Origin of the sequence: uncultured Methylibium sp. (genome assembly GCF_902826655.1) — a bacterium.
In the GTDB taxonomy this organism is placed as follows: Bacteria; Pseudomonadota; Gammaproteobacteria; order Burkholderiales; family Burkholderiaceae_C; genus Methylibium.
On sequence record NZ_CADEFR010000053.1, the window covers coordinates 1 to 21,316 of the forward strand.

The window sequence follows — 21,316 nt, forward strand, 5'->3', positions numbered from 1 at the left end:
CTGCAGCGGGATCATCCAGTTCGCGAAGCCCACGAAGGCCGGCATGATGGCGCCGAACACCATGATCAGGCCGTGCATCGTGGTGAGCTGGTTGAACAGCTCCGGGTTCACGACCTGCAGCCCCGGCTGGAACAGCTCGGCGCGGATGCCGAGGGCCAGCACGCCGCCGATCATGAACATCGTCAGCGAGAACAGCAGGTACAGCGTCCCGATGTCCTTGTGGTTGGTGGCGAAGACCCAGCGCCGCCAGCCATGCGGGTGGTGGTCGTCGTGCGCGTGGTCGTCGGCGTGACCGTGGGGGAGAACTGCGCTCATGTCTATCCTTCCAGTCTGTGCGACGGCTTACTTGCGCGCGGCGACGATGTCGGCCGGCTGCACGATCTGACCGGTCTGGTTCGACCAGTTGTTCTTGGTGTAGGTGATGACCGCCGCGAGCTCGGTATCGGAGAGCTGCTTCCACGCCGGCATCGCGCCGTTGTTGGCGCCGTTCAGCAGGATCGCGATCTGCTTGGACTTGTCGGCGTCCAGCACGACGGCCGCGCCGTCGACCGCCTTGATCGGCCCCATGCCCTTGCCGTTGGCCTGGTGGCAGGCCTGGCAGTTGGCGGCATAGACCGTCGCGCCGCGCGCCACCAGGTCGGGCAGTGCCCACACCTTGGCCGGATCGTCGGCCTTGGCGGCCAGCTTCTTCTTCTCGCCCTCGGCCCACGCGGCGTAGTCGGCCTGCGACAGCACCTTCACGTGGATCGGCATGTAGGCGTGCTCCTTGCCGCAGAGCTCGGCGCACTGGCCGTAGTAGTCGCCGGTCTTCTCGGCGCGGAACCAGGTGTCGCGCACGAAGCCCGGGATCGCGTCCTGCTTGACGCCCAGCGAGGGCACCATCCAGGCGTGGATCACGTCGTTGGCGGTGGTGATGATGCGCACCTTCTTGTCGACCGGCACGACCAGCGGGTTGTCGACCTTCAGCAGGTAGTCGTCGGTCGGCGGCGGCTTGCCGCTGTCGGACATCATGCGGTGCGTGACGTCCAGCGTGGACAGGAAGCTGATGCCCTCGCCCTCGCCCTTGATGTAGTCGTAGCCCCACTTCCACTGGTAGCCGGTGGCCTTGATGGTCAGGTCGGCGTTGGTGGTGTCCTTCATCGCAACCACCACCTTGGTGGCCGGCAGCGCCATCGCGATGACGATCAGGAAGGGCACCGTGGTCCAGACGATCTCGACGGTGGTCGACTCGTGGAAGTTGGCGGCCTGCGCGCCCTTCGAGCGGCGGTGCTTGAAGATCGAATAGAACATCACGCCGAACACGCCGAGGAAGATCACCGTGCAGATGATCATCACGAAGTAGTGCAGCCACTGCTGCTCGGCCGCGATGCGCGTCATCGGCGGATGCAGGTCGAGCTGGTTGACCGCGGGGCCGCCGGGGAGGTTGTTCACGGCCAGCGCGGAGCCGGTGGCCAGCAGCGCCGACAGGCCCAGCAGGGCTTCACCGCTGCGCCGCCGGGCCGTCGTCGCGGCCTGGGCGGCACCGCCAAAGAGGGCGTAGATCGTCTTCATCTTGCTCGCTTCCATGCTCGCTTCCAATCAGATCCCACTCAGGCAGCATCGCCCGCGGCGACCCCTGCCCTCCACCACGTCGCCGGCCCCTGCCGCAACGCGATGCGAAATTCCTCCGCCAGGGCCCGCCGCAGCTCGGGCCGCACGTAGCGTCCCACCGCGATCATCCGGCCCTGCCCCGACAACTCGATCAGGGATCGATCGTCGTCACGCGGTTCGACCCGGACCCAGTCCGGTGCGAACTCGGCGCGCTCGACGCGGCCACCGTTCAGGTGCTCCACCGTCAGGCGACCGGCTTGCAGCGTGATCAACTCCCGATCGGCAGCGTGCCGCGCATACACCAGCAACGCCACACCGACCATCACCAACTCCGCCCAGGCGAACGGCATCACCAGCGTGGCGCCGTGCAACCAGAAGTATGTGGCGATCCCCAACGAAATCACGCACAGCGATGCATATACCGCCAGCAACTGCGAGGGCCTGAGCGAGCAGTTCCGCTTCAAGGTCCACTCGACCGATAGCGCCGTCTCGCCACGCGCCTGCGCTTCCGCGTGCACCCGCCCAAATCGCAGATGCGTCGGAGGCCGACCCGTTGCAAGTGACACTGCCATGCTGCTATCGCCGTTGATCGCCTGCGGTGCGTTGCCGACGAGGATCGCCCAGCAGCCGCGCACGGCGCGCAGTGTATCGCAGCGCCGTGTGCCTTCCGGCGTCGCTCAGGTCGTCGGCGGACGCTGGCCCGCGCGTGCGAGACGGCGCAGCGTCTCGACCGGAACGCGTGTCTCCGCCGCGACGCGCAGGCGCGGCGGCGGCTGGAAGGCGTGGCCCTGGACGATCTCGAAGCTCAACCGAAGCCGCCCGTCGGGACCGGCTAGCGCCGACTGCAGTTCGTCCAGCAGTCGCGCCCGCCAGCGCGGCGTGCGACAGCCCGCAAGGCGCGCGCCGGCGGCGTTGCTGCCCAGGCCGCGCAGTTCGGCCAGCGCAGCCTCGGCATCGACCCAGGTCAGCGTCAGCGTCTCCATGTCCATCACCGGGTCGGCAAAGCCGGCCTGAACGAGCGCATCGCCCAGGTCGTGCATGTCGATGAAGGCATGGCCCGGCACGCCCCAGCCCAGGCGCCGGTACAGCGCGCGCAGTTCGCGCAGCGTGTCGGGACCGAAGCACGAGAACATCACGAAGCCGCCGACCGCGACGGCCTCGCGCCAGCGCTCGAAGACCGGCGCCGGGTCGGCGGCCCAGTGCAGCGTCATGTTCGACCACAGCAGGCCGGCACGGCCGTCACGCGGCGCCCGCGGCTCGAGCCACGCCGCCGGCGCCGGCCGCAACCAGCGCCGCGGCGTCCACCACGGCGCGCGCGCGGCGAGCCGCGAACGTTCGGCGAGCGCCGGTGTCGGCTCGACCATCTCGATGCGCGCTTCGGGGTACTGCGCCTGCAGCGCCGCGCGCCCGCCGCCACGCAGCGACCCCCAGTCGATCACGCAGTCCGGGCTGGCCTTGATGATCGCCAGCCGCTCGGCCATCCGGCGCGCGACCTCGCGATGCAGCCAGGGCGCCTCGCTCGCCTGCGCCGCGCGTCGCAGCTGTGCCTGCACCGCAGCCGGCTGGGCACCGTGCAGGGCGGCGGATGCGGCGGGATCGCTCATGGGCGGCGGCAGTATATTGATCCGACCATGTTCGATCCGACCCCGCGTGCCGGCACGCGACTTCCTTCGTGGCTCGGTCGCGTGGCGGGCGCACTGCCCAATCGTTGCGCGGTCTGCCAGGCCGGCGGGTCCGGGCCCGAGGCGCGCCTGTGCGGCGATTGCCTCGCCTGCTTTGCGCCGCTGCGGCCCCGCTGCGAACGCTGCGCGCTGCAGCTGCCGGCGGCGGCCACGGTCTGCGGCCGCTGCGTGCGCGAGCCGCCGCCCTGGACCCACGCCGTCGCGGCCTGCGACTACGGCTACCCCTGGGACGGCCTGCTCGGCGCGCTGAAGTTCGAGGCCGCGATCGACCTGGCGCCGGTGCTGGCCCTGCAGCTCGCACGCGCCGTCGAAGCGCGTGCCCTGCCGCCCATCGACGTGCTGCTGCCGGTCCCGCTGGCGCCGTTGCGGCTGCGCGAGCGCGGCTACAACCAGGCGCTGCTGCTGGCGCAGCCGCTGGCACGCCGGTTCGGCCTGCGCGTCGCCGTCGATGCGCTGCAGCGCCCGGTCGAGACCCCGCACCAGGTCGCGCTGCCGCGCGAGCAGCGCGTTGCCAACGTTCGCGGCGCCTTCCTGCTCGATCGCGCCGCCGTCGCGACGCTGCGCGGCCGCCACGTCGCCGTGGTCGACGACGTGATGACGACCGGCGCCACGATCGGCGAGGTCACGCGCGTGCTGCACGGCGCGGGCGTGGCGTCGGTGCAGGCCTGGGTCGTCGCGCGCACGCCGCCCTGAGCGCTCCCGTCAGCGCGGCGCCTGCGCGGTCTTCAGCGTCGCCCCGCGCACCTCGAAGCGCACGCTGTGCAGCACACGGCCGTCGTGGCCCCGCAGCTGCAACTCGTGTCGACCCGGCCACGGCGCCCAGGCCAGTCGCGCCCCGCTGCCCAGCCGCTGGCCGTCGAGCACCCAGGTGCCGGCCTCGCCCTCGAAGCGGATGCGCTGCGCCTGCGGCGGGATGTCGGGGTCGAGCGCGAACACACTGCCGTCGCGCGGACTGGCGATGCCGAACGCGGCGCCGGCCGGCGCCGCCTGCGCGGGTGCAGGCGCGGTGCCGGCCAGGAAGAGCTCGTCGCGCGTCGCCTCCGCCCCGCTGTCGAATCGCGCCACCGTCCGCAGCACGCCCGCCGGCATCGCGGGCCGGCGCGACGGCGCGCCGGCGTGCAGCTGCCGCACCAGCGCCTGCCACACCGGCGCCGCGCCGCTGATGCCGCTGACCTGATGCATGGCTTCGCCGCTGGCGTTGCCGATCCACACGCCGACGGTGTAGCGCTCGGTCCAGCCGACGCACCAGTTGTCGCGCAGGTCCTTGCTGGTGCCGGTCTTCACCGCCGCGAAACCGCGCGTCGCGAGCGCACTGTCCAGGCCGAAGCTCAGCGCGCGCGCGTTGTTGTCGGCCAGGATGTCGCCGACCAGGAAACTCGCCGCCGCGTCGGCCACGCGCCGCGGCCTGGCGCGCTCGCGTCCCAGCGCCACCGGCGCGTGCACGCCGCCATTGGCCAGCGTGCGGTAGGCATTGGTCAGCGCCAGCAACGTGACCTCGGCGCCGCCCAGCGCGAGCGCATGGCCGTAGTAGCCGCCGCTCTCGGGCAGGGCGAAGCCGACGTCGTTGAGACGCTGGAACAGCGCGTCCGGGCCCAGCAGCGCCGCCGCGCGCACGGCGGGCACGTTGAGGCTGGCGCCGAGCGCCGTGCGCGCGCTGACCCAGCCCCTGAAGTCGCGGTCGTAGTTCTGCGGCAGGTACAGCCCGCCCGCGGTCGCGATCTGCGCCGGCGCGTCGTCCAGCAGGCTGGCCGGCGTCAGCAGCCGCCGCTCGAAGGCCAGGCCGTAGACGAAGGGCTTGAGCGTCGACCCCGGCTGGCGCCGCGCCAGCACGCCGTCGACGGCCGGCGCATCCGACCAGCCACCGCTCGACCCGACCCAGGCCAGCACCTCGCCGCTGGCGTTGTCGAGCACCAGCACGGCCCCGTCCTCGACGTTGCGGCCGCGCAGCTCGGCCATCTGGCGCCGCAGCGCCTCGAGCGCGACGCGCTGCAGGCCCGCGTCCAGCGTCGTGCGCACGCGGCCGTCGGCCGGCACCTCGACCTGCTGCAGCCAGCGCCGCGCGAAGTGCGGCGCCAGCTGCTCGCCGATCGGCATGCCGCCGCGGCGCGCCAGCGCGTTCTCGGTCAGCGCCTCGACGCCGACGCAGTCGAGCTGCTGCTGCCGCAGCACGCCGCAGGCGCGCCGGGCCACGGTCGACGGTGCCGCGTTCGGCCCGCGCAGCAGCGCCGCGGCGATGGCCGACTCCTGCGCGTCCAGACCCGCCGGCAGCTTGCCGAACAGCGTCTGCGACAAGGCCCCGACGCCGACCACCTCGCCGCGCCAGGCCGCGAGATTGAGGTAGGCCTCGAGGATCTCGCTCTTGCGCCAGCGCGACTCCAGCCGCTTCGCCGCGACGACCTGCCCCAGCTTCACGCCGACGCTGCGGCCGCCGGCCGGGCGCGCGAGGTCCTCGTCCAGCATGCCGGCCAGCTGCATCGTCAGCGTCGACGCGCCGCGCGTCCGCGTGTTCCACAGATTGGCCCAGGCGCTGGCGGCCGCCGCGCTCCAGTCGACGCCGCTGTGCGCGTGGAAGTCGCGGTCCTCGCTCAGCACGATCGCCGTGCGCAGCGCCGGCGACAGCTCGGCCAGCGGCACCCAGGGCAGGCGGCGCACCGTCTTGTCGACGCGCAGGGTCTGCACCGGCACGCCGTGGCGGTCGAGCAGGCTCACGTCGGACGGGCGGTGACCCGCCTTCACCTCGTCGAAGCTCGGCAGCGCCTGCGCCGCGGCCGACAGACCGAGCGCGATGCATGCCAGTCCGAGGCCCGCCTTCACGGCCCGACCTCCAGCATCGCGTTCGGCGACTCGCCGAAGCTCTCGGGCGCGTACATCGCCTCCACGCGGCTCGGCGGCAGCGCAAAGCGCCCCGGGTTGTTGAGCCTCAGCGTGTACTCGACGACATGCCGCCCGCGCGGCAGCCAGGCGTAGTAGCTGCGGAAGGCCTCGAAGCCGCGCTCCTCGTACGCGGGCCAGGCGCGGCCTTCACGCTGCTCGCCCCGGGTCGCGATCGCGCTGTCGCGGCCCAGGCCCGAGCCCAGCAGCGCGGCGCCGGCCGGCACCGGGTCGCTGACGACGACCCAGCCCATGTCGGCCTGCGCATCGATCTCGAGCCGCACGCGCATCAGGTCGCCGCGCGTCCAGCGGCCGGCGTTCTTCTGCTCGACCGCGGCGACGCTGCGCGTGATCGCGTAGCCGGCGCGCAGCGGCGCCTTCAGTGGCACCGCCGCCAGGCCCTGCACCGCGAGCCAGGGCTTGCCGCTGCCCTGCTGCGCGACGCTCAGCGTGCCGGCCGCCGCCGGCCAGGGCAGCGTCAGCGTGCCGCCCTGCGGCTGCGCGGTCCAGTCCAGCGCGACCGGCGCGCCGCCGGTGTCGGCGACGCTGCGCCCGGCGACCGGCGTCGACTCGAACTTCTTCGAAAACTTGTCCAGCGCCAGCGATCCCCACAGGTTGGCCGTCGTCGTGAGCCAGGCGCCGTTGCGCTGCCGGCCCAGGCTGCCGACGACGAGCCGCGGCAGCTCGTCCTTCCAGGCCGGATCGTCCAGCAGCGCGAGGATCAGCCGCGAGGCATTGGCGTCGGCGCTGTCCATCAGCCACCACCAGAAATCGTCCTGCTCGGTGCTGAACTTCAGCGTCGTGCCCGACCACGTCAGGCGCGCGCGCAACACCTGCTGCGCTTCCTCGAGTCGCCGCGCCTGGTCGGGGATGCCGGGCACGCGACGCAGGATGTTCAGCCAGTCGATCACCGCCGCGGTCGGCCAGGTGCTGGGCGCGAGCGTGACCGTGCCCAGCATGCGCGGCTGCGCGCGGCCGTGGCGCGACAGCGCCTCGATGGCCGCCAGCCGGCGCGCGTCGCCATCGGCGCGCGGCGCCTGGAAGCGGCGCTCGATGCGGCCCTCGACCCAGGCCGCGAGGCCGTCGAGCATCTGCTCGCGCGCCGCGGCCGGCAGCTCGTAGCCGGCCTCGTGCGCCGCCGCGATCAGGTAGGCCGTGAGCCGGTCGCTGCCGCCCGGCCCGTCCTGCGCGCGCGGCGGAAAGTACGCGGCCAGGCCGTCGGCGTCCAGATAGCCCGGCAGCTCGTTCGCCAGCGTCGACCACAGCGCGGCGTCGCGCAGGCCGATGGCCCGGGAGGCCTTCTGCTCCAGGCAGCTGTAGGGATAGGTCTCGAAGTAGCGACGCAGCCCCGGCAGCGCGCTGCTCAGGCGCGGCTGCAGCGCGAGCTGCAGGCCGCCGCGCTTGACGCCGCTGGCCGGCAGCGCATCGGCGGGCGCGGCCACCGGCAGGCCGACGCTGCCGTCGACCTGCGCCAGCGTCGCGGCGAACACGCGCAGCGGCACCGCCGGCGCGACGCGCTGCACGAGCTTCACGCGGTCCTGCGCGGCGTCGGCCGCGCGGCCCTGCTCCACCGCCGCGGCCTCCCATGCGATCGCGCCGGCCTCGGCGGGCACCTCGACCGACCAGGTGATCTCCTTCGCCGCGCCGGCCGCCAGCACCAGGTCCTGCGGCGGCAGCGCGATGGCCGCCGGCGTACCGCCTTGCACTGCGCCCTGCAGCGTCGCCTCGAGCTTCATCTCGCGCGCCGTCGTGTTGCGCAGCGTCATCAGCGCGGTGTAGCGGTCGCCCTCGCGCACCAGCGGCGGCAGGCCGGGCAGCAGCTGCAGGTCCTGGCTGACGCGGATCTGCGTCGAGCCGCTGCCGAAGCGCTGCACGCCGGCGTCGGCCACCGCGACGAGCCGAAAGCTCGTCAGCGAATCGTTCAGCGGCACCTCGACGGTGGCCTCGCCCCTGGCGTCGAGCGGCACGCTGGCCTGCCACAGCAGCAGCGTGTCGAAGAGCTCGCGCGTCGCGCCGCGGCCGCCGCCGCCACCGGCCGCCACCGCCTTGCGGCCGTAGTGGCGCCGGCCGACGATCTCGCTCTGCGCGGTGCTGGTCTCCACGCCCCAGGGCCGCGCCTTCAGCATCGCGCCCAGCAGGTCCCAGGAGTCGTTGTCGCGCAGCGCGAGCAGGCCTTCGTCGACCGCCGCGAAGGCGATCTCGCCGCCCTGCACCGGCTGGCCGCCCTGCGTGACCTGGATGCGCGCCAGCGCCTTCTGCCGCACCGCGTACTGCGGCTTGTCGGCCGTCACGCGCACCTGCAGCGCGTGCTCGGCGATGCCGACCTGCAGCGCCGCGACGCCCAGCTTGAAGGCCGGCCGCGCCAGGTCGACCAGCGCCGTCGGCGGCTGGTAATCCTTGCCCTCGTGGCGCCAGGCGCGCCACCACTCGACCGGCGACTGCCAGCCCCAGGCGAAGAACGAATACCACGGCACCTCGCGGATGCGACCGCGCAGCGCCAGCACGCTGACGTAGACGTTCGGGCCCCAGCCCGGCTCGATCTTCAGGTCCACCGTCGGGTCGTCGCCGCGCAGCGTGACGACGCGCGTGGCGATCACGCCCTCGCGTTCCACGCTCAGCAGCGCGGTCGCCTCGCGGAAGGGCATGCGCACCTGCAGGCGCGCGGTCTCGCCGACCTCGTAGCGGCGCTTCTCGGGCATCAGGTCGATGCGGTCGTCGTTGTCCTGCGCGAACCACAGCTCGCCCTGGCGCGTGACCCAGACGCTGGCCGCCGCCTGCGCCGCGTTGCCGGCGGCGTCCCGGGCCTGCGCGATCAGCTCGACCTGGCCCGAGGCCGACAGCTCGGCGTCGCAGGCCAGCAGGCCGCGCGCATCGCTGCGGCCGCTGCACAGCACGCCCAGGTCCTTGACGTCCTGCCGGTTGTCGTAGGCGTAGAAGCCGCCGACCATGCGCTTGCGCGTGCTGACGATCTGCGTGACGCGGCCGCGCACCTCCAGCGCCTGGTCGGCCAGCGGCTTGCCGGCGGTGTCCAGCGCCACCACGGTGAAGGCCGTGCGCCCGCGCGCACTGACCCAGGAGCCGGCGCGCACGCCCAGCACCACGGCGCTGGGCCACAGGGCCACGCTCGTGCTGGCGGTCTGCACCTCGCCGTTGGGATCGTTGAACGTCACCTCGGCCAGCAGCTCGGACGCGCGCGTGATCGCCGGCAGGTCCTTCAGCAGCACGCGGGCCGCGCCCTGCGCGTCGGTGGCGAGCGCCAGCTTGTCGGCGACCAGCCGGCCGTCGCCACGTTCACCACGCGGGGACGCTCCCTCGTCCTCGTCGGCGGCGCCGTCCAGGCGCGACACGTCGCGCGGCGGCGTGAACACATAGCCCTCGTAGCCGTCGAAGGACAGCGCGCGGTCCTTCAGCAGCGCCGACGCACGCAGCGGCGCCTGCGCGACGCCGCCGCCGGACTGGTAGTTCAGCTGCACGCCGATCGACAGCTCGCGCGACGCCGGCGGCACGGCCTTGGGTGCGCTGAGCCGCGCATCGACCAGCGGCACGCGGAACTCCTCGACGCGAAAGCTCCCGCTGACCCAGCTGCGACGCCGGCGTTCGTCGGCGCTCTCGCGCTCGAGCAGCACGTCGTAGGCGCCCAGCCTGGCGGATGGCGGGATCTTCCAGGCCGACACCGCCGAGCGTGCGCCCGGCGCGGCCCATTGCAGCGGCAGCAGCTGCTCCTGCCCGCTGCCCTGGTGCACGATCTTCACGCGCGTCGGCAAGTCGGCGGCCGGCAGCGCGGCCAGGCCGGCGGACGTCTCGCCGCGCACGAAGTGCTTCATCGACACCGTCTCGCCGGCCCGCAGCAGCGTGCGGTCGAAGACCGTGTGCGCGCGCACGTCGGGCTGCGCGTCGCGGCTCATCGGCAGGTCGTAGCGCCAGGACTCGATGCCCTTCTGCCAGCCGCTGAAGACGAAGGCCAGGTCGACCTGGCCCTTGGCCGGCCCGCGGTCGACGGCCTTGCGTGCCGTGACCAGCAGGCCGTCGTCGACCAGGCAGTCCTCGCCGCCGCCGTCGTCCAGCGCCTGCGGCACGCGGGCGATGCCCTGCGCGTCGGTGCGGCCGGCCCACAGGCGCTTGCCGCGGCAGTCGCTGATCGCGACGTCCGCGCCGTCGACCGGGCGACCGCGGTCCAGCTGCGTGACCCACACCAGGCTGTCCTGGCGGCCGTGCTTGAAGTGCACGCCCAGGTTGGTGGCCAGCACGCCGGTGCGCACGTACATCGGCGCGGCCTTGTCCAGCAACGCCTGGCCGAGCCGCGCCGACGCAACCTCCACCACGTGATAGCCGGGCGCGGCGATCGGCAGGCCGATCACCTCGAAGGGCCGCGGGTCGCCACCCTGCAGCGCCGGCAGGTCCAGCCGTGTCGCATCGCCCTCCTTCGCCAGCAGCGCGATCTCGCGGCTGGCGACGCTGCGCTCGACCTTGCGCTCCTTGACGCGGCCCTTGGCGTCGGTCTCGCGCTGCACGTCGAACCAGTCGCGCTCGGGCAGGCCGGCCTCGCGCGCGGTGAGCTCGCGCTCGTGGTGGCGCTGCACGCGCGCGATCCAGGCCAGCAGATCGGCATCGCTGCCGTCGATGCGCTTCACGCGCACCTGGCCGCCCGGTGCCGCGGGGCGCAGGTCGCCCTGCACGTGTCGCAGCGTCAGCGGCAGCAGCGCGCGGCCGTCCGCGGACTCGAACTCCAGCACGCCGAAGGGCGCGGCCGCGAACCTGGCGATCGGCGGCGCCGCGCCGGTGGCGACCTTCAGCGGAAACGACGCCGCATTGGCCAGCGGCCGGTCGGCATCGTCCTTCAGGCCCGGCGGCAGCAGCACGGTGTAGGCGGCGTTCTCGGCCAGCGGCTTGGGGAACTCCACGCCGGTGACGCTGGACGACTTGTCGTCCTTGTCGAAGACCGGCGCGAGCGACGGACCAGCGACTGCACCACCGCCCACCGGCTGCAGACGCAGCTGCTCGGCCAGCGCCCGCGCGACCGGCGCCGAGAACTGCAGCCGCATCGCGCGGATCGGCAGGCAGGGCGCGTTGGCGCGCTCGCGCTCGCAGCTGAAGTCGGCGGTGAAGGGCTTGCGGACGCGCCAGGCCTGGCGCTGGTCGACGCGCGTCAGCACCGCCGGGTTGGCCGCCGCCGCGATGCCGCGGCCCCACACCAGGCGCACCGGCGTGTCGCCCGGCAACGGGCGGCCGCAGGCGACGACCAGCGTGCGCGCGACGCGGGCCGGGGCCGTGATGCGCTGCGACTTGAGCAACTGCTCGCGCGGCGCGCCCGTCACCACGCGCAGCGGCAGGCGGTCGCCGATGCCGTCGACCTCGCACCAGGCCTTGGCCGCGACCGACGCCTCGACGGCGGGACCGCTCAGCTCCAGCAGGAAGTGCTGGTCCTCGGCCACGTCGCTGCCCGGCCAGGGGCGCACGCTCAGCAGCGCGGGGCCGCCGGTGGAGAACGTGAACTCGGTGCGGCCGCCGAGCGGACCACCGACCCCCGGCTTCCAGTCGGGCCGCGCCTTCAGCGTGCAGCGCACGCCGGGACCCAGCGCCTCGCGAAAGTCGTAGAGCCAGACCCGGTCGCTGGCCCAGCGCCCGGCGCCGGCCGGCGCCGCGCCCTCGCACTGCACCGCCGCCGGATCCGGCAACCGCGGATCGCCGAAGGCGACGACGGCCTCGGAGAACTTGACCGTGACCTGCCGGACCTGCGCGACCTCGCCCTGCGGTGAGACGCTGGCGATGGTGGCGGCCCGCGCCGGCACGGCGACGAACAGCGACGACAGCAGGAGCAGCGACCAGGCTGCGCGGATCGGCGGGCGGCGGTGCATGCGGCTCCTCGCGATGGGGGTGGCGGGGAGTCTAGGGGGCGTCGGGGCGGTGGGACGACGGGCTTGTTGTCGGGGGCGTTTCAGTTGTTGAGGAGAGGCGGCTCGGCGGCTGCCTGCTGAACCGTTGCGGACCATCGGCGCCTCAAGAAGCACACAATCGAGAAGCTCGGATGCAGGGCCATCTACAGGCTTGTAGACACCACGTCGCAATGGCTTCACTCTCTCAGCTTCCACCCATCTACCGAACGACCGGCTTCTGTGTGGTCCGACGAGCGATGGCAATATGCTTGCCGTTGATGGCGGTAGCAGACTCAAGGCAATGGATTAACACACATGACTGACGGCATCTATCACGTGCGCTTTAGTGCTGGTCACGGCCAGATCGGTGAAGGTCTTGCCGTTATCAAGAACGGCAAAGTGAACGGCGGGGATCCTGGCTATCTGTACACGGGGACAATGATTCAAGCTGGAGTGACCGCAACTTCTCAGCTGCATATAAAGCAGTGGAACCCGAGGGTGCAATCCGTGTTTGGGCCCTTGAAGGCGTTCGATCTGGCCTTGGCCGGCTCGGTGACTGCGGACGGTTTCACAGTCAATGGAAGCATCACCGGTCAGCCGGGTCAGCGTATCCAGATCACCGGCAAGTTCATCTCCACCGCCGCCTAGCGCCGACCAGTGTGAACAAGCGCCTCGGATGCATTGGAGGGCTGGTAAGCCTGGTCTACTTGGGTGGCTTGTGCATCCTCACCCACGAGAGGTGGTCCAAGCTATTGACTATGGACCTAAACGCGGTGGGTGACTTTCTGGCCGGTGCGTTTGGGCCATTGGCCATCGTGTGGCTGGTACTCGGGTTCATCCAGCAAGGGGAAGAGCTGAGACTGAACACCGAAGCTCTAAAGCTGCAGGCCGACGAGCTTCGACAGTCAGTCGCACAACAGCGGCGGTTGGTCGAGCTCAACAACGAGGAGCAGGCTGCTCGGCGAGAGTACGCGAAGCCGAAGTTCGCAGTACAAGGCACCCAGATACTCAGGAACGCCGAGCGGACGCTTGTGCAACTTGAAGTTCAGAACCACGGCGCCACATGCACTGATGCGCGTTTCGCTCTAGAGCCGCCGTGTGCCTGGGGCGACTTAGTGAGCGCTCAGGTCGTCAGGGAAGGGGACATCCGCCAGCAGATGCTGAGCTTTGAATCCGGTGCGGCAGAAGTCGGAGAAGTTCGCATGTCCATCGAGTACATCGACGCAGCGGGTGTTGAGGGATTGGCGGCGTTTCAAGTCATCTTGTCTTGGGGGCCCGACGGTGTGTCCGTAGTCGTTCAGCGAGAACCAGCGCACTCCCTGTAGAGGTTCCGGCGGCCGCTTGCCCAATTGAGTGCGACTGGCAACTCCTGACCGATCGCAGCTACCCCCGAACAGCCAATGCGTGCCGCGCTACCGCCGATCGACAATCGGCACTGAGTCGCCCGACACCATGTTCCACATCGTCCTCGTCCACCCCGAGATCCCGCCCAACACCGGCAACGTGATCCGGCTGGCGGCCAACACGGGCTGCACGCTGCACCTGGTGGAGCCGCTGGGGTTCTCGATGGAGGACAAGCTGCTGCAGCGCGCCGGGCTGGACTATCACGAGTACGCGTCGCTGCGCCGGCATGCGTCGTGGGCGGCGCTGCTGGCGGCCGAGCGGCCCGAGGCCTCGCGGAGGTTCGCGTTCACCACGCGCGCCGCCACGCCGCTGGCCGACGCGCGCTTCGCGCCGGGGGACTGGCTGGTGTTCGGCTGCGAGACAAGCGGCCTCGCGCCGGCGCTGCTGGACGCGGACTTCGCGTCGCCGGCGCAGCGCCTGCGCCTGCCGATGCGCGCGGGGCAGCGCAGCCTGAACCTGTCGAACGCGGTCGCGGTGGCGGTGTTCGAGGCCTGGCGTCAGCAGGGCTACGAGGGCGCGGCCGGCTGAATCGCCCGCCGCGCCGGCCGTCGGTCAGATCGCGGCCTGCTCCATCGCGCAGTAGCGGCCGATCAGCGCCAGCAGCTCTTCTTCGCTGTAGGGCTTGCCGAGGTAGTGGTTCACGCCCAGCTCGGCCGCGTAGTCGCGGTGCTTCTGCGCGATGCGCGAGGTGATCATGATGACCGGCAGCGAGGCCAGCTTCACGTCGCCGCGGATGTTGCGCACGAGGTCGAAGCCGTCCATGCGCGGCATCTCGATGTCGCTGAGCACGATCGCCGGGCGCTCCTCGGCCAGGCGCTCCAGCGCGTCGAGGCCGTCCTTGGCCAGCGCGACGCGATAGCCTTCGCGGGCCAGCAGGCGCTGGGTCACGCGGCGCACGGTGAGCGAGTCGTCGACCACCAGCACCAGCGGCGCCATCGGTGCCGCCGGCACGACCGGCTGCATGACGACCGGCTGTTGCGGCGCGTGCAGCGCGGCGGCCATGGCCTGGCGTGCGGCATCGCCGTACACCGTGGCCAGCGCCACCGGGTTGTAGATCAGCGCGACGGCGCCCGACGCCAGCAGCGTCATGCCGGCCAGGCCGGGCAGGCGCGACAGCTGCGGCCCGAGGTTCTTGACGACCACTTCCTGGTTGCCCAGCACTTCGTCGACGTGCAGCACGATGCGCTGCGCGGCCGAGCGCACCACGATGACCGGCTGCGACCGGGCCGCGGCGTCGCCGCCGCGCGGGCTCATCTGCAGCAGCGCACCCAGCCAGAAGAAGGGCAGCGACTGCTCGCCGTAGACGTAGGCGCCGGAAGCGTAGGACTTGTCGATCTCGGCCGACGTGGCGCGACGCACGATCTCGATCAGCGTGGCCGGCACCGACACGACGGCATTGCCGGCGCGCAGCATCACGACCTGCGTCACCGCGGTGGTCAGCGGCAGCACGAGCTTGAAGCTGGTGCCCTGGCCGTGGGCGCTGGCGGTCTCGATGCGGCCGCCCAGGGCGTTGACCTCGGAGCGCACCACGTCCATGCCGACGCCGCGGCCCGCCAGCTCGGTCACCTTGTCGGCGGTGCTGAAGCCGGGCATGAAGATCAGGTTGGCCAGCTCGGCGTCGACGTGCTGGACGTTGCCGTCGATCAGGCCCATCGCGACGGCCTTGTCGCGGATGCGCGCCAGGTTGAGGCCGGCGCCGTCGTCGCGGAACTCGACGCTGACTTCGTTGCCTTCCTGGTGCAGCGAGACGACGATGCTGCCGACGGCTTCCTTGCCGGCGGCGGCGCGCGCCTCGGGCGACTCGATGCCGTGGGTGATGCAGTTGCGCAGCAGGTGCTCGAAGGCACCGGTCATGCGGTCCAGCACGCCGCGGTCGACTTCGATCGAGCCGCCGACGATGTCCAGGCGCACCTGCTTGCCGGTCTCCTTGGCGGCCTGGCGCACGACGCGGTACAGGCGCTCGGACAGGCCCTCGAACTCGACCATGCGGGTGCGCAGCAGGTCGTCCTGCAGGTCGCGGGTCAGCCGGGCCTGGGAGGCGAGTTCGTCTTCGGCCGTCTCCAGCGTGCGCTGCAGCGAGCGCTGCACGGTGGCGACGTCGTTGACCGACTCGGCCATCATCCGCGTCAGTTCCTGGAAGCGCGTGAAGCGGTCGAACTCCAGCGGGTCGAAGGCCTGCGCCGCGGCCTTGGCGGCCTCCATGCGCGTGCTCATCTGGGTTTCGGCCTGCAGCTCGATGTCGCGCAGCTGGCCGCGCAGACGCTCGAGGTTGTCGGTCAGGTCGCCGAGCGAGCCCTTGATCTGGCCGACCTCGGACTCCAGTCGGGCGCGGGCGATGCTGACCTCGCCGGCCTGGTTGACCATGCGGTCCAGCAGCTGGGTGCGCACGCGCACCGCGGCGGCCGACGCGAGCGGCGCACGCTCGGCCGGGGCCACCGGCGCGGTGACGCCGGTGCCGAGGGCGAAGCGCGACCAGTCGATGTCGCGTGCACCGCCAGCGTCGCGGGCGACGGCGGGCAGCGGCAGGTCCTGCAGCGCGGGCGACGCCGCAGGCTGCGGCACCGGCTCGGGCATGACCGGCAGCGGCGCCGGTGCCGACTCGGCCACCGGCTCGTCGAGCGGCGGCCAGGCGGTGTTGACGACGTGCGATTCGGGCGTATCGGCCAGCGGCTGCACCGCGTCCTGCGCGGCCGAATAGGCCAGCGCGTCGCGCTGGCGCAGCGCCTCGAAGGCGATGCCCAGGCCGTCGGCGCGCTCGAGCAGCGGCTCGACTTCGGCGGTGCTGGCCGACGACTCGCGGGCCAGCAGGTGCTCGATCGCGGTCTCGAGGCGGTGCGCCAGCTCGCCCAGGCGCATCGCGCCGGCCAGGCGGGCACCGCCCTTGAAGGTGTGCAGGGTGCGCATGCTGGCAGCGGCATGCGCGTTCTCGTGCGGCTGCGAGACCCAGTCGCGCAGGTGCGCGGTCAGCTCGGGCAGCAGTTCCAGGGCCTCTTCCTCGAAGATCGGGAAGAGGTCGACGTCGACCACGTCGACCGAGTCGAGGTCCTCGTCGGTGTCGAAGGCGGCGCGCGGCGCGGCCTGCTGCACCGCGCGCTGCGCCTCGATGGGCAGCGGCACGAAGGGCTTGAACTCGGCCTGGCCGAAGTCGGCGAAGGCGGTACCGCCCGGCACAGGGCTGGGCGCCAGCGGCGCCGGCAGGCTGGGCGCAGGCGCGGCGGTCTCGTCCTCGGACGCCACGGGCGCCGCGGCCTGCTCGGCCAGGCGGCGCGCGAGGTCGAGCTCGTGCTCGCCCAGGCGCTGCAGCAGCTCGGGCGGCGGCGACTTCAGGAAGCCGGCGGCGAACTGGTGCAGCAGCCGGCGCATCTCTTCGGCGACGTCGAGGTAGAGCTGGGCATCGCCGCTGCCGCCGCCGCCGAGCTGCTGCGAATGCATCAGCGCGTGCTCGAGCTGGCGCGCCAGCGACGACAGGTCGCTGAAGCCGACGGTCGCCGAGTTGCCGGCCAACGAATGCGCGAGCGCGACCGCGGTCTCGCCGACCGGGCGATCGAGCTCGTGCGTCCACTCGGACAGCTCGGTGCCGAGGCGGCGCGACAGCTCGTCGGCCTCGCTGAGGTAGATGTTGAACAGCGGGATGCTGATGTGCAGCGGGCCGACGACCTTGACCTGGTCGCTGACCGGCTCGTCGGCCGCCGGCACGAAGCCCGACGACAGCTCGCCCGCGCCCGACGGATGCAGCGCGACGACGATGTCGTTGGACTCGAAGGGCACGACGTCGGACTCGGGCGCCTCGTCGAGCGGAGCGACCGGGCTGCCGTCTTCCAGCGCGCCGGGCTGCGGCTCGAAGCCGGAGACGGTGGGCAGCGTCGGCTGCAGCGGCTCGATCAGCGAGGGCGCGTCCGGCACCACGGTGCCGGGCACCGGGGCCGGCATGTCGAGGTCGATGGTGGTGAACAGTGCGTCGTCGGCGATGGCCGGCTTGGGCAGCTCGTCCAGCGGCAGCGGCGCGGTCGGCGCGGCGTCGTAGCCGCGCGAGGCGCTCAGGTCCAGCGCGTCGTCGAGGGCCGGCAGGTCGACCGCCGGCGCGGTGGCGTCGAAGGGCTGGTCGAAGGCAGCCAGCGCTTCGGCGTCGGCCAGCGGCACGACCTCGGGCAGCGCGGGGGCCGGCTCGCCGAGGTCGAAGCTGAAGTCCATGCCCGGCACGGCGGCGGGCTCGGGGGTGACGGCAGGTGCGGCGGCGGGCGCCGGCAGATCCAGGTCGCTGGCGGCCGGCAGCACCAGGCTGATCGGTGCCATCGGGGCCGGCGCGACGACGGCAGCCGGGGCCGGTGCGGCCGCATCGGCCAGCTTGAGCGTGCGGCCCTCGAGCCGCATCGCATCGGCCACCTTGCGCACCGGCGCGCTGTGCCAGCCGCTCACGTTGCCGGCCGCGATGGCCTCGATCCAGCCGCCCAGATGCGTGAGCAGGTCGCCGCTGAGCTGCAGCAGCTCGACGCTGGCCGGCTGCTGGGTGGCGAGCTGGTCGTTGTAGAGCTGCTCGCAGGCCCAGGCGGCCTCGCCGAAGTCGTTCAGCCCGACCATGCGCGAGCTGCCCTTGAAGGTGTGGAACGAACGCCGCACCGTGGTGAGCTGTTCCACGTCGCCCGGCGCATCGGCCAGCGCATCGAGCGCGGCCCGCGCGTTGACCAGCACCTCGCGCGCTTCCTCGAGGAAGATGTCGCGCATCTCGTCGTCGCCCTCGAGCCCGGTCTGCTGGACCGGCGCGGTGGGCGCCAGCGACATCAGCGGCATCGGGGCCGAGACGCGCGGCGCGTCCAGGCCGACCGGGTCGGACGCGGTCGAGACGAAGTCGGCCAGCGCGTCGGCGACCTGCTCGCGCACGCGCGCTTCGGTCTGGCGCCGGGCGAACGGTGCGTCGGCGGTGTCGATCGCGGCCTGCGCGCTGGTCAGCGAGGCGGTGAGCTCGGGTTGCGCCGCCACGCCGGGCGCCTGCGCCAGCTGGTCGATGCGTCGCGACATCTCGTCCAGCGGCATCGCGCCGCTGTCGCGCGCCAGGCTCTGGGCCTGGGCGACCAGTTCGGCGTCGAGACGCGGCGCGGCCGCGGCTTCGAGCGCGGAACTCTGGCGACCGACCTGCGAGACCAGCAGCCCGGAGGCGCTGTCGAACTGGAACAGGGACTTGGCGGCCTGCGGCTGCACGCCCAGCAGGTCGATGAGGAAGCTCAGCGCACTGAGGTTGCCCGCCAGGCGCTCGAACAACGGCTGCTGGTGGCGCGCGTCCTCGCCGGCGGCGACCAGCGCGTCGACGTCGTCGCGCATGCGCAGCACGGCCTGCGTGGCCTGGCCCAGGCCCAGCACCGACATCACGCCACGCATCGCCTGCAGCTGCGCCGGCACCGGGATCAGCACCGCGGGCTCGGTCGGCTTGCGGAAGAACTGGTCGATCAGCTTCTCGGACTCGGACAGCGAGCTGCGCAGCTCCTGCACCACGCTGCCCATCGTCTGGCGATCGGACACGCGGCGGTACAGCTCCTCCATCCAGGTCTCGAGCGGCTCGGGCGTGCCGCCGCCGTGCACCGCGTCGACACGCTGCGCGAGGCGCTGCACGCGCCCGGCCTGCTCGGGGTGGTCGAAGGCGCCGTCCTCGAGCGCGGCCTCGATGTACAGGACGCTGGTCGCGATCTCCATCGCCAGCGCCGGAGGCGGCACGCCGCCGCCCTGCACCGATTGCGCGACGGCGCGCGACAGCGAGTCGCCGAGCACCTCGCCGCCCGGCACGAGGCGCTTGAGCGAGTCGGCCACCAGCGCGAACTGCTCGTTGAGACCCGACAGGCGGTGCATCTCGCCGCCGGCGACGGCCGACCACGAGTCCTTGGCGGTCGAGACGCGCTTGCGCGCCTGCGTGATCCACGCCGGGTCGTAGCGACCGAGCTGGACGGCGTTGTAGTCGGCCGGCACGGCGTCGCGCGTCGGCGGGTAGACGGCGCGCACGGCAGCGAGCCGCGTCGCCTGGCCGGTGGACGGGGCTGCCGCCAGGGCGCAGAAGAAGTGCAGGTCGCGCGCCAGGCGCTCGCCGGCGGTCGGGTCGCCGCGCTGCTGGCCGCGCAGTTGCGCCAGCAGCCGCGAGGTCATGCGCTTGGCGTAGACGTCGGGCGTCAGCAGGCCCTCGGCCTGCGCCTCGAAGAAGGCCGACGCCAGGCGCCACAGCGTGGCGGTGTGCGGCTGCTCGGCGCCGGCGGCGAGCCCGGCGGCGAGGTCGGACAGGCGCTTCTGCACCGCCGGGCCGGGCTGGCGCATCAGCGCCAGCGACTGGGACTCGAACTCGGCGGTCATCGCCGGGTCGGCGCCGCGCGGCGCGATGCCGGGCTCCGGGGCGACGTTGTTCCACTGCCATTCCTGCGGCCACAGGTCGGCCGGGTGGACGCGCTCGGCACCGGCGAGTTCCTGCACGGCGCGGTACTGCGGGAACAGCGCGACCGGCGACACCGCCTTGCCGGCGAGCCGGCGCGCCAGGAAGTCGTGCAGCGCGAACGAGGCGCGCTCGATGACCTCGACCGCGGCGAGGTCGAGCTTGTGCGGCTTGGCGATGAAGCGCTGGACCGCGGCCTCGCTGCCACGCAGCAGCGCGGCGCCGGCCGGCAGGCCGACCAGCTCGAGCACGCCCACGCCCTGGTGGATGTGCTGGCGCGCGGCGCGCAGCAGGGTCGGCTCGACGTCGTCGAGGTCGGACCCGAAGGTCGACTCGGTGTCCTTCAGCGTGCGGCGCAGCGCCTTGTGCGCGTTGTCGAGCGACTTGCGCAACTCCTCCTGGACCCAGGCCAGGGCACTGACGTCGTCGAGGGTGTCGTGTTGACTGTCCATCCGTGGCGGTCCGGTGACGTGGGGCGCGCGGGCTCGGTGGCTTGCGGGGGCAGGTCGGGGCTCAGCCGATCTTGAACCGCGCGACCGAGGCCTTCAGTTCTTCGGCCGTGCGCGACAGTTCCCGCACCAGCTGCGCGGTCGAGCGCGTGCCGTCGCCGGTCTGCTCGGTCACCGCGAAGATGTGCTGGATGTTGGCGGCCACGACGTTGGCGGACTGCGCTTCGCGCGAGGCGACGCTGGAGATGTCCTCGATCAGCTCGGCGAGCTGGCGCGACACGCGGTCGATCTCGCCCAGCGCGGTACCGGCGTTGTCGGACAGCTTGGCGCCTTCGACCACGCCCTGGGTCGACCTCTCCATGGCCGCCACGGCATCCTGCGTGTCGGTCTGAATGGTCTTCACCAGCGCGGCGATCTGCTTGGTCGCGTCGCCGGAGCGTTCGGCCAGCCGCTGCACTTCCTCGGCAACGACCGAGAAGCCGCGACCCGCTTCGCCGGCAGAGGCCGCCTGGATGGCGGCGTTCAGCGCCAGCACGTTGGTCTGTTCGGTAATGTCGGAGATCAGCTCGGTGATTTCGCCGATCTCCTGCGACGACTCGCCCAGCCGCTTGATGCGCTTGGAGGTGTCCTGGATCTGGTCGCGCAGCTGGTTCATGCCGCCGATGGCGTTCTGCACCGCCTGCAGGCCGGACTCGGCGGCCACCAGCGACTGGCGCGCCACCTGGGCCGACTGCGTGGCCTGCGCGGACACGCCGTTGATTCGACCGGCCATCTGCAGCACCGACTCGCCGGTTTCGCGGATCTCGCGCAGCTGTTCGTCGGAGGCGGCCAGCAGTTCGGTCGACGTCGCTTCCACCTGCGAGGTGGTCTCGGTCATCCGCGACACCGTGCCCTGCACCTGCGACACCAGGGTGCGCAGTTCTTCCACGGTGTAGTTCACCGAGTCGGCGATGGCGCCGGTGATGTCTTCCGTCACCGTGGCCTGTTGCGTCAGGTCGCCTTCGGCCACCGTCTGCAGTTCGTTCATCAGCCGCAGAATGG

12 protein-coding genes are annotated in these 21,316 nt (G+C 72.3%); 4 read left to right on the forward strand and 8 right to left on the reverse strand.

Annotated features, from left to right (window positions below):
• The 4 genes from QZV97_RS16525 to QZV97_RS16540 all read right to left on the reverse strand — a co-directional run.
• Positions 1-315, reverse strand: a 315-nt coding sequence (locus tag QZV97_RS16525; RefSeq protein ID WP_295644931.1) for a cbb3-type cytochrome c oxidase subunit I, incomplete at its 3' end; no start/stop codon positions are given.
• Positions 316-342: 27 nt separating this feature from the next.
• Positions 343-1,566, reverse strand: a complete 1,224-nt coding sequence (coxB, locus tag QZV97_RS16530) for a cytochrome c oxidase subunit II (RefSeq protein ID WP_295644934.1) — start codon at positions 1,564-1,566, stop codon at positions 343-345.
• A 23-nt stretch (positions 1,567-1,589) separates the two neighbouring features.
• Complete coding sequence (locus QZV97_RS16535) at positions 1,590-2,162, reverse strand: DUF2244 domain-containing protein (RefSeq protein WP_295644968.1); 573 nt, start codon at positions 2,160-2,162, stop codon at positions 1,590-1,592.
• Positions 2,163-2,267: 105 nt separating this feature from the next.
• A complete protein-coding gene (locus QZV97_RS16540; RefSeq protein ID WP_295644938.1) occupies positions 2,268-3,194 on the reverse strand; it encodes a biotin synthase in 927 nt (308 codons plus the stop codon).
• Positions 3,195-3,221: 27 nt separating this feature from the next.
• Between QZV97_RS16540 and QZV97_RS16545 the strand changes: the two genes are divergently transcribed.
• Positions 3,222-3,965, forward strand: coding sequence for a ComF family protein (locus tag QZV97_RS16545; protein ID WP_295644940.1), 744 nt, complete (start codon positions 3,222-3,224; stop codon positions 3,963-3,965).
• A gap of 9 nt (positions 3,966-3,974) precedes the next feature.
• On the opposite strand, the gene pbpC is transcribed toward QZV97_RS16545, so the two are convergent.
• Both pbpC and QZV97_RS16555 read right to left on the reverse strand, forming a co-directional pair.
• Positions 3,975-6,086: a penicillin-binding protein 1C gene (gene pbpC, locus QZV97_RS16550; RefSeq protein ID WP_295644944.1), complete on the reverse strand. Its 2,112-nt coding sequence runs from the start codon at positions 6,084-6,086 to the stop codon at positions 3,975-3,977.
• Positions 6,083-11,998, reverse strand: coding sequence for an MG2 domain-containing protein (locus QZV97_RS16555; protein WP_295644947.1), 5,916 nt, complete (start codon positions 11,996-11,998; stop codon positions 6,083-6,085). Before QZV97_RS16555 ends, pbpC begins: the two co-directional genes overlap by 4 nt.
• Positions 11,999-12,331: 333 nt before the next feature.
• Between QZV97_RS16555 and QZV97_RS16560 the strand changes: the two genes are divergently transcribed.
• The 3 genes from QZV97_RS16560 to QZV97_RS16570 all read left to right on the forward strand — a co-directional run bounded on the left by QZV97_RS16560 (position 12,332) and on the right by QZV97_RS16570 (position 13,948).
• Positions 12,332-12,664 (forward strand): GrlR family regulatory protein, encoded by a 333-nt coding sequence (locus QZV97_RS16560; protein ID WP_295644950.1) that lies wholly within the window; start codon positions 12,332-12,334, stop codon positions 12,662-12,664.
• A gap of 11 nt (positions 12,665-12,675) precedes the next feature.
• Positions 12,676-13,341, forward strand: a complete 666-nt coding sequence (locus QZV97_RS16565) for a hypothetical protein (protein ID WP_295644953.1) — start codon at positions 12,676-12,678, stop codon at positions 13,339-13,341.
• Positions 13,342-13,468: 127 nt separating this feature from the next.
• Complete coding sequence (locus QZV97_RS16570) at positions 13,469-13,948, forward strand: tRNA (cytidine(34)-2'-O)-methyltransferase (protein WP_295644957.1); 480 nt, start codon at positions 13,469-13,471, stop codon at positions 13,946-13,948.
• Positions 13,949-13,972: 24 nt separating this feature from the next.
• On the opposite strand, the gene QZV97_RS16575 is transcribed toward QZV97_RS16570, so the two are convergent.
• Together QZV97_RS16575 and QZV97_RS16580 are read right to left on the reverse strand one after the other, a co-directional pair.
• Positions 13,973-20,278: an Hpt domain-containing protein gene (locus QZV97_RS16575; protein ID WP_295644960.1), complete on the reverse strand. Its 6,306-nt coding sequence runs from the start codon at positions 20,276-20,278 to the stop codon at positions 13,973-13,975.
• 61 nt (positions 20,279-20,339) lie between these two features.
• The coding region (locus tag QZV97_RS16580; RefSeq protein ID WP_295644963.1) for a methyl-accepting chemotaxis protein at positions 20,340-21,316 on the reverse strand (977 nt) is incomplete at its 5' end.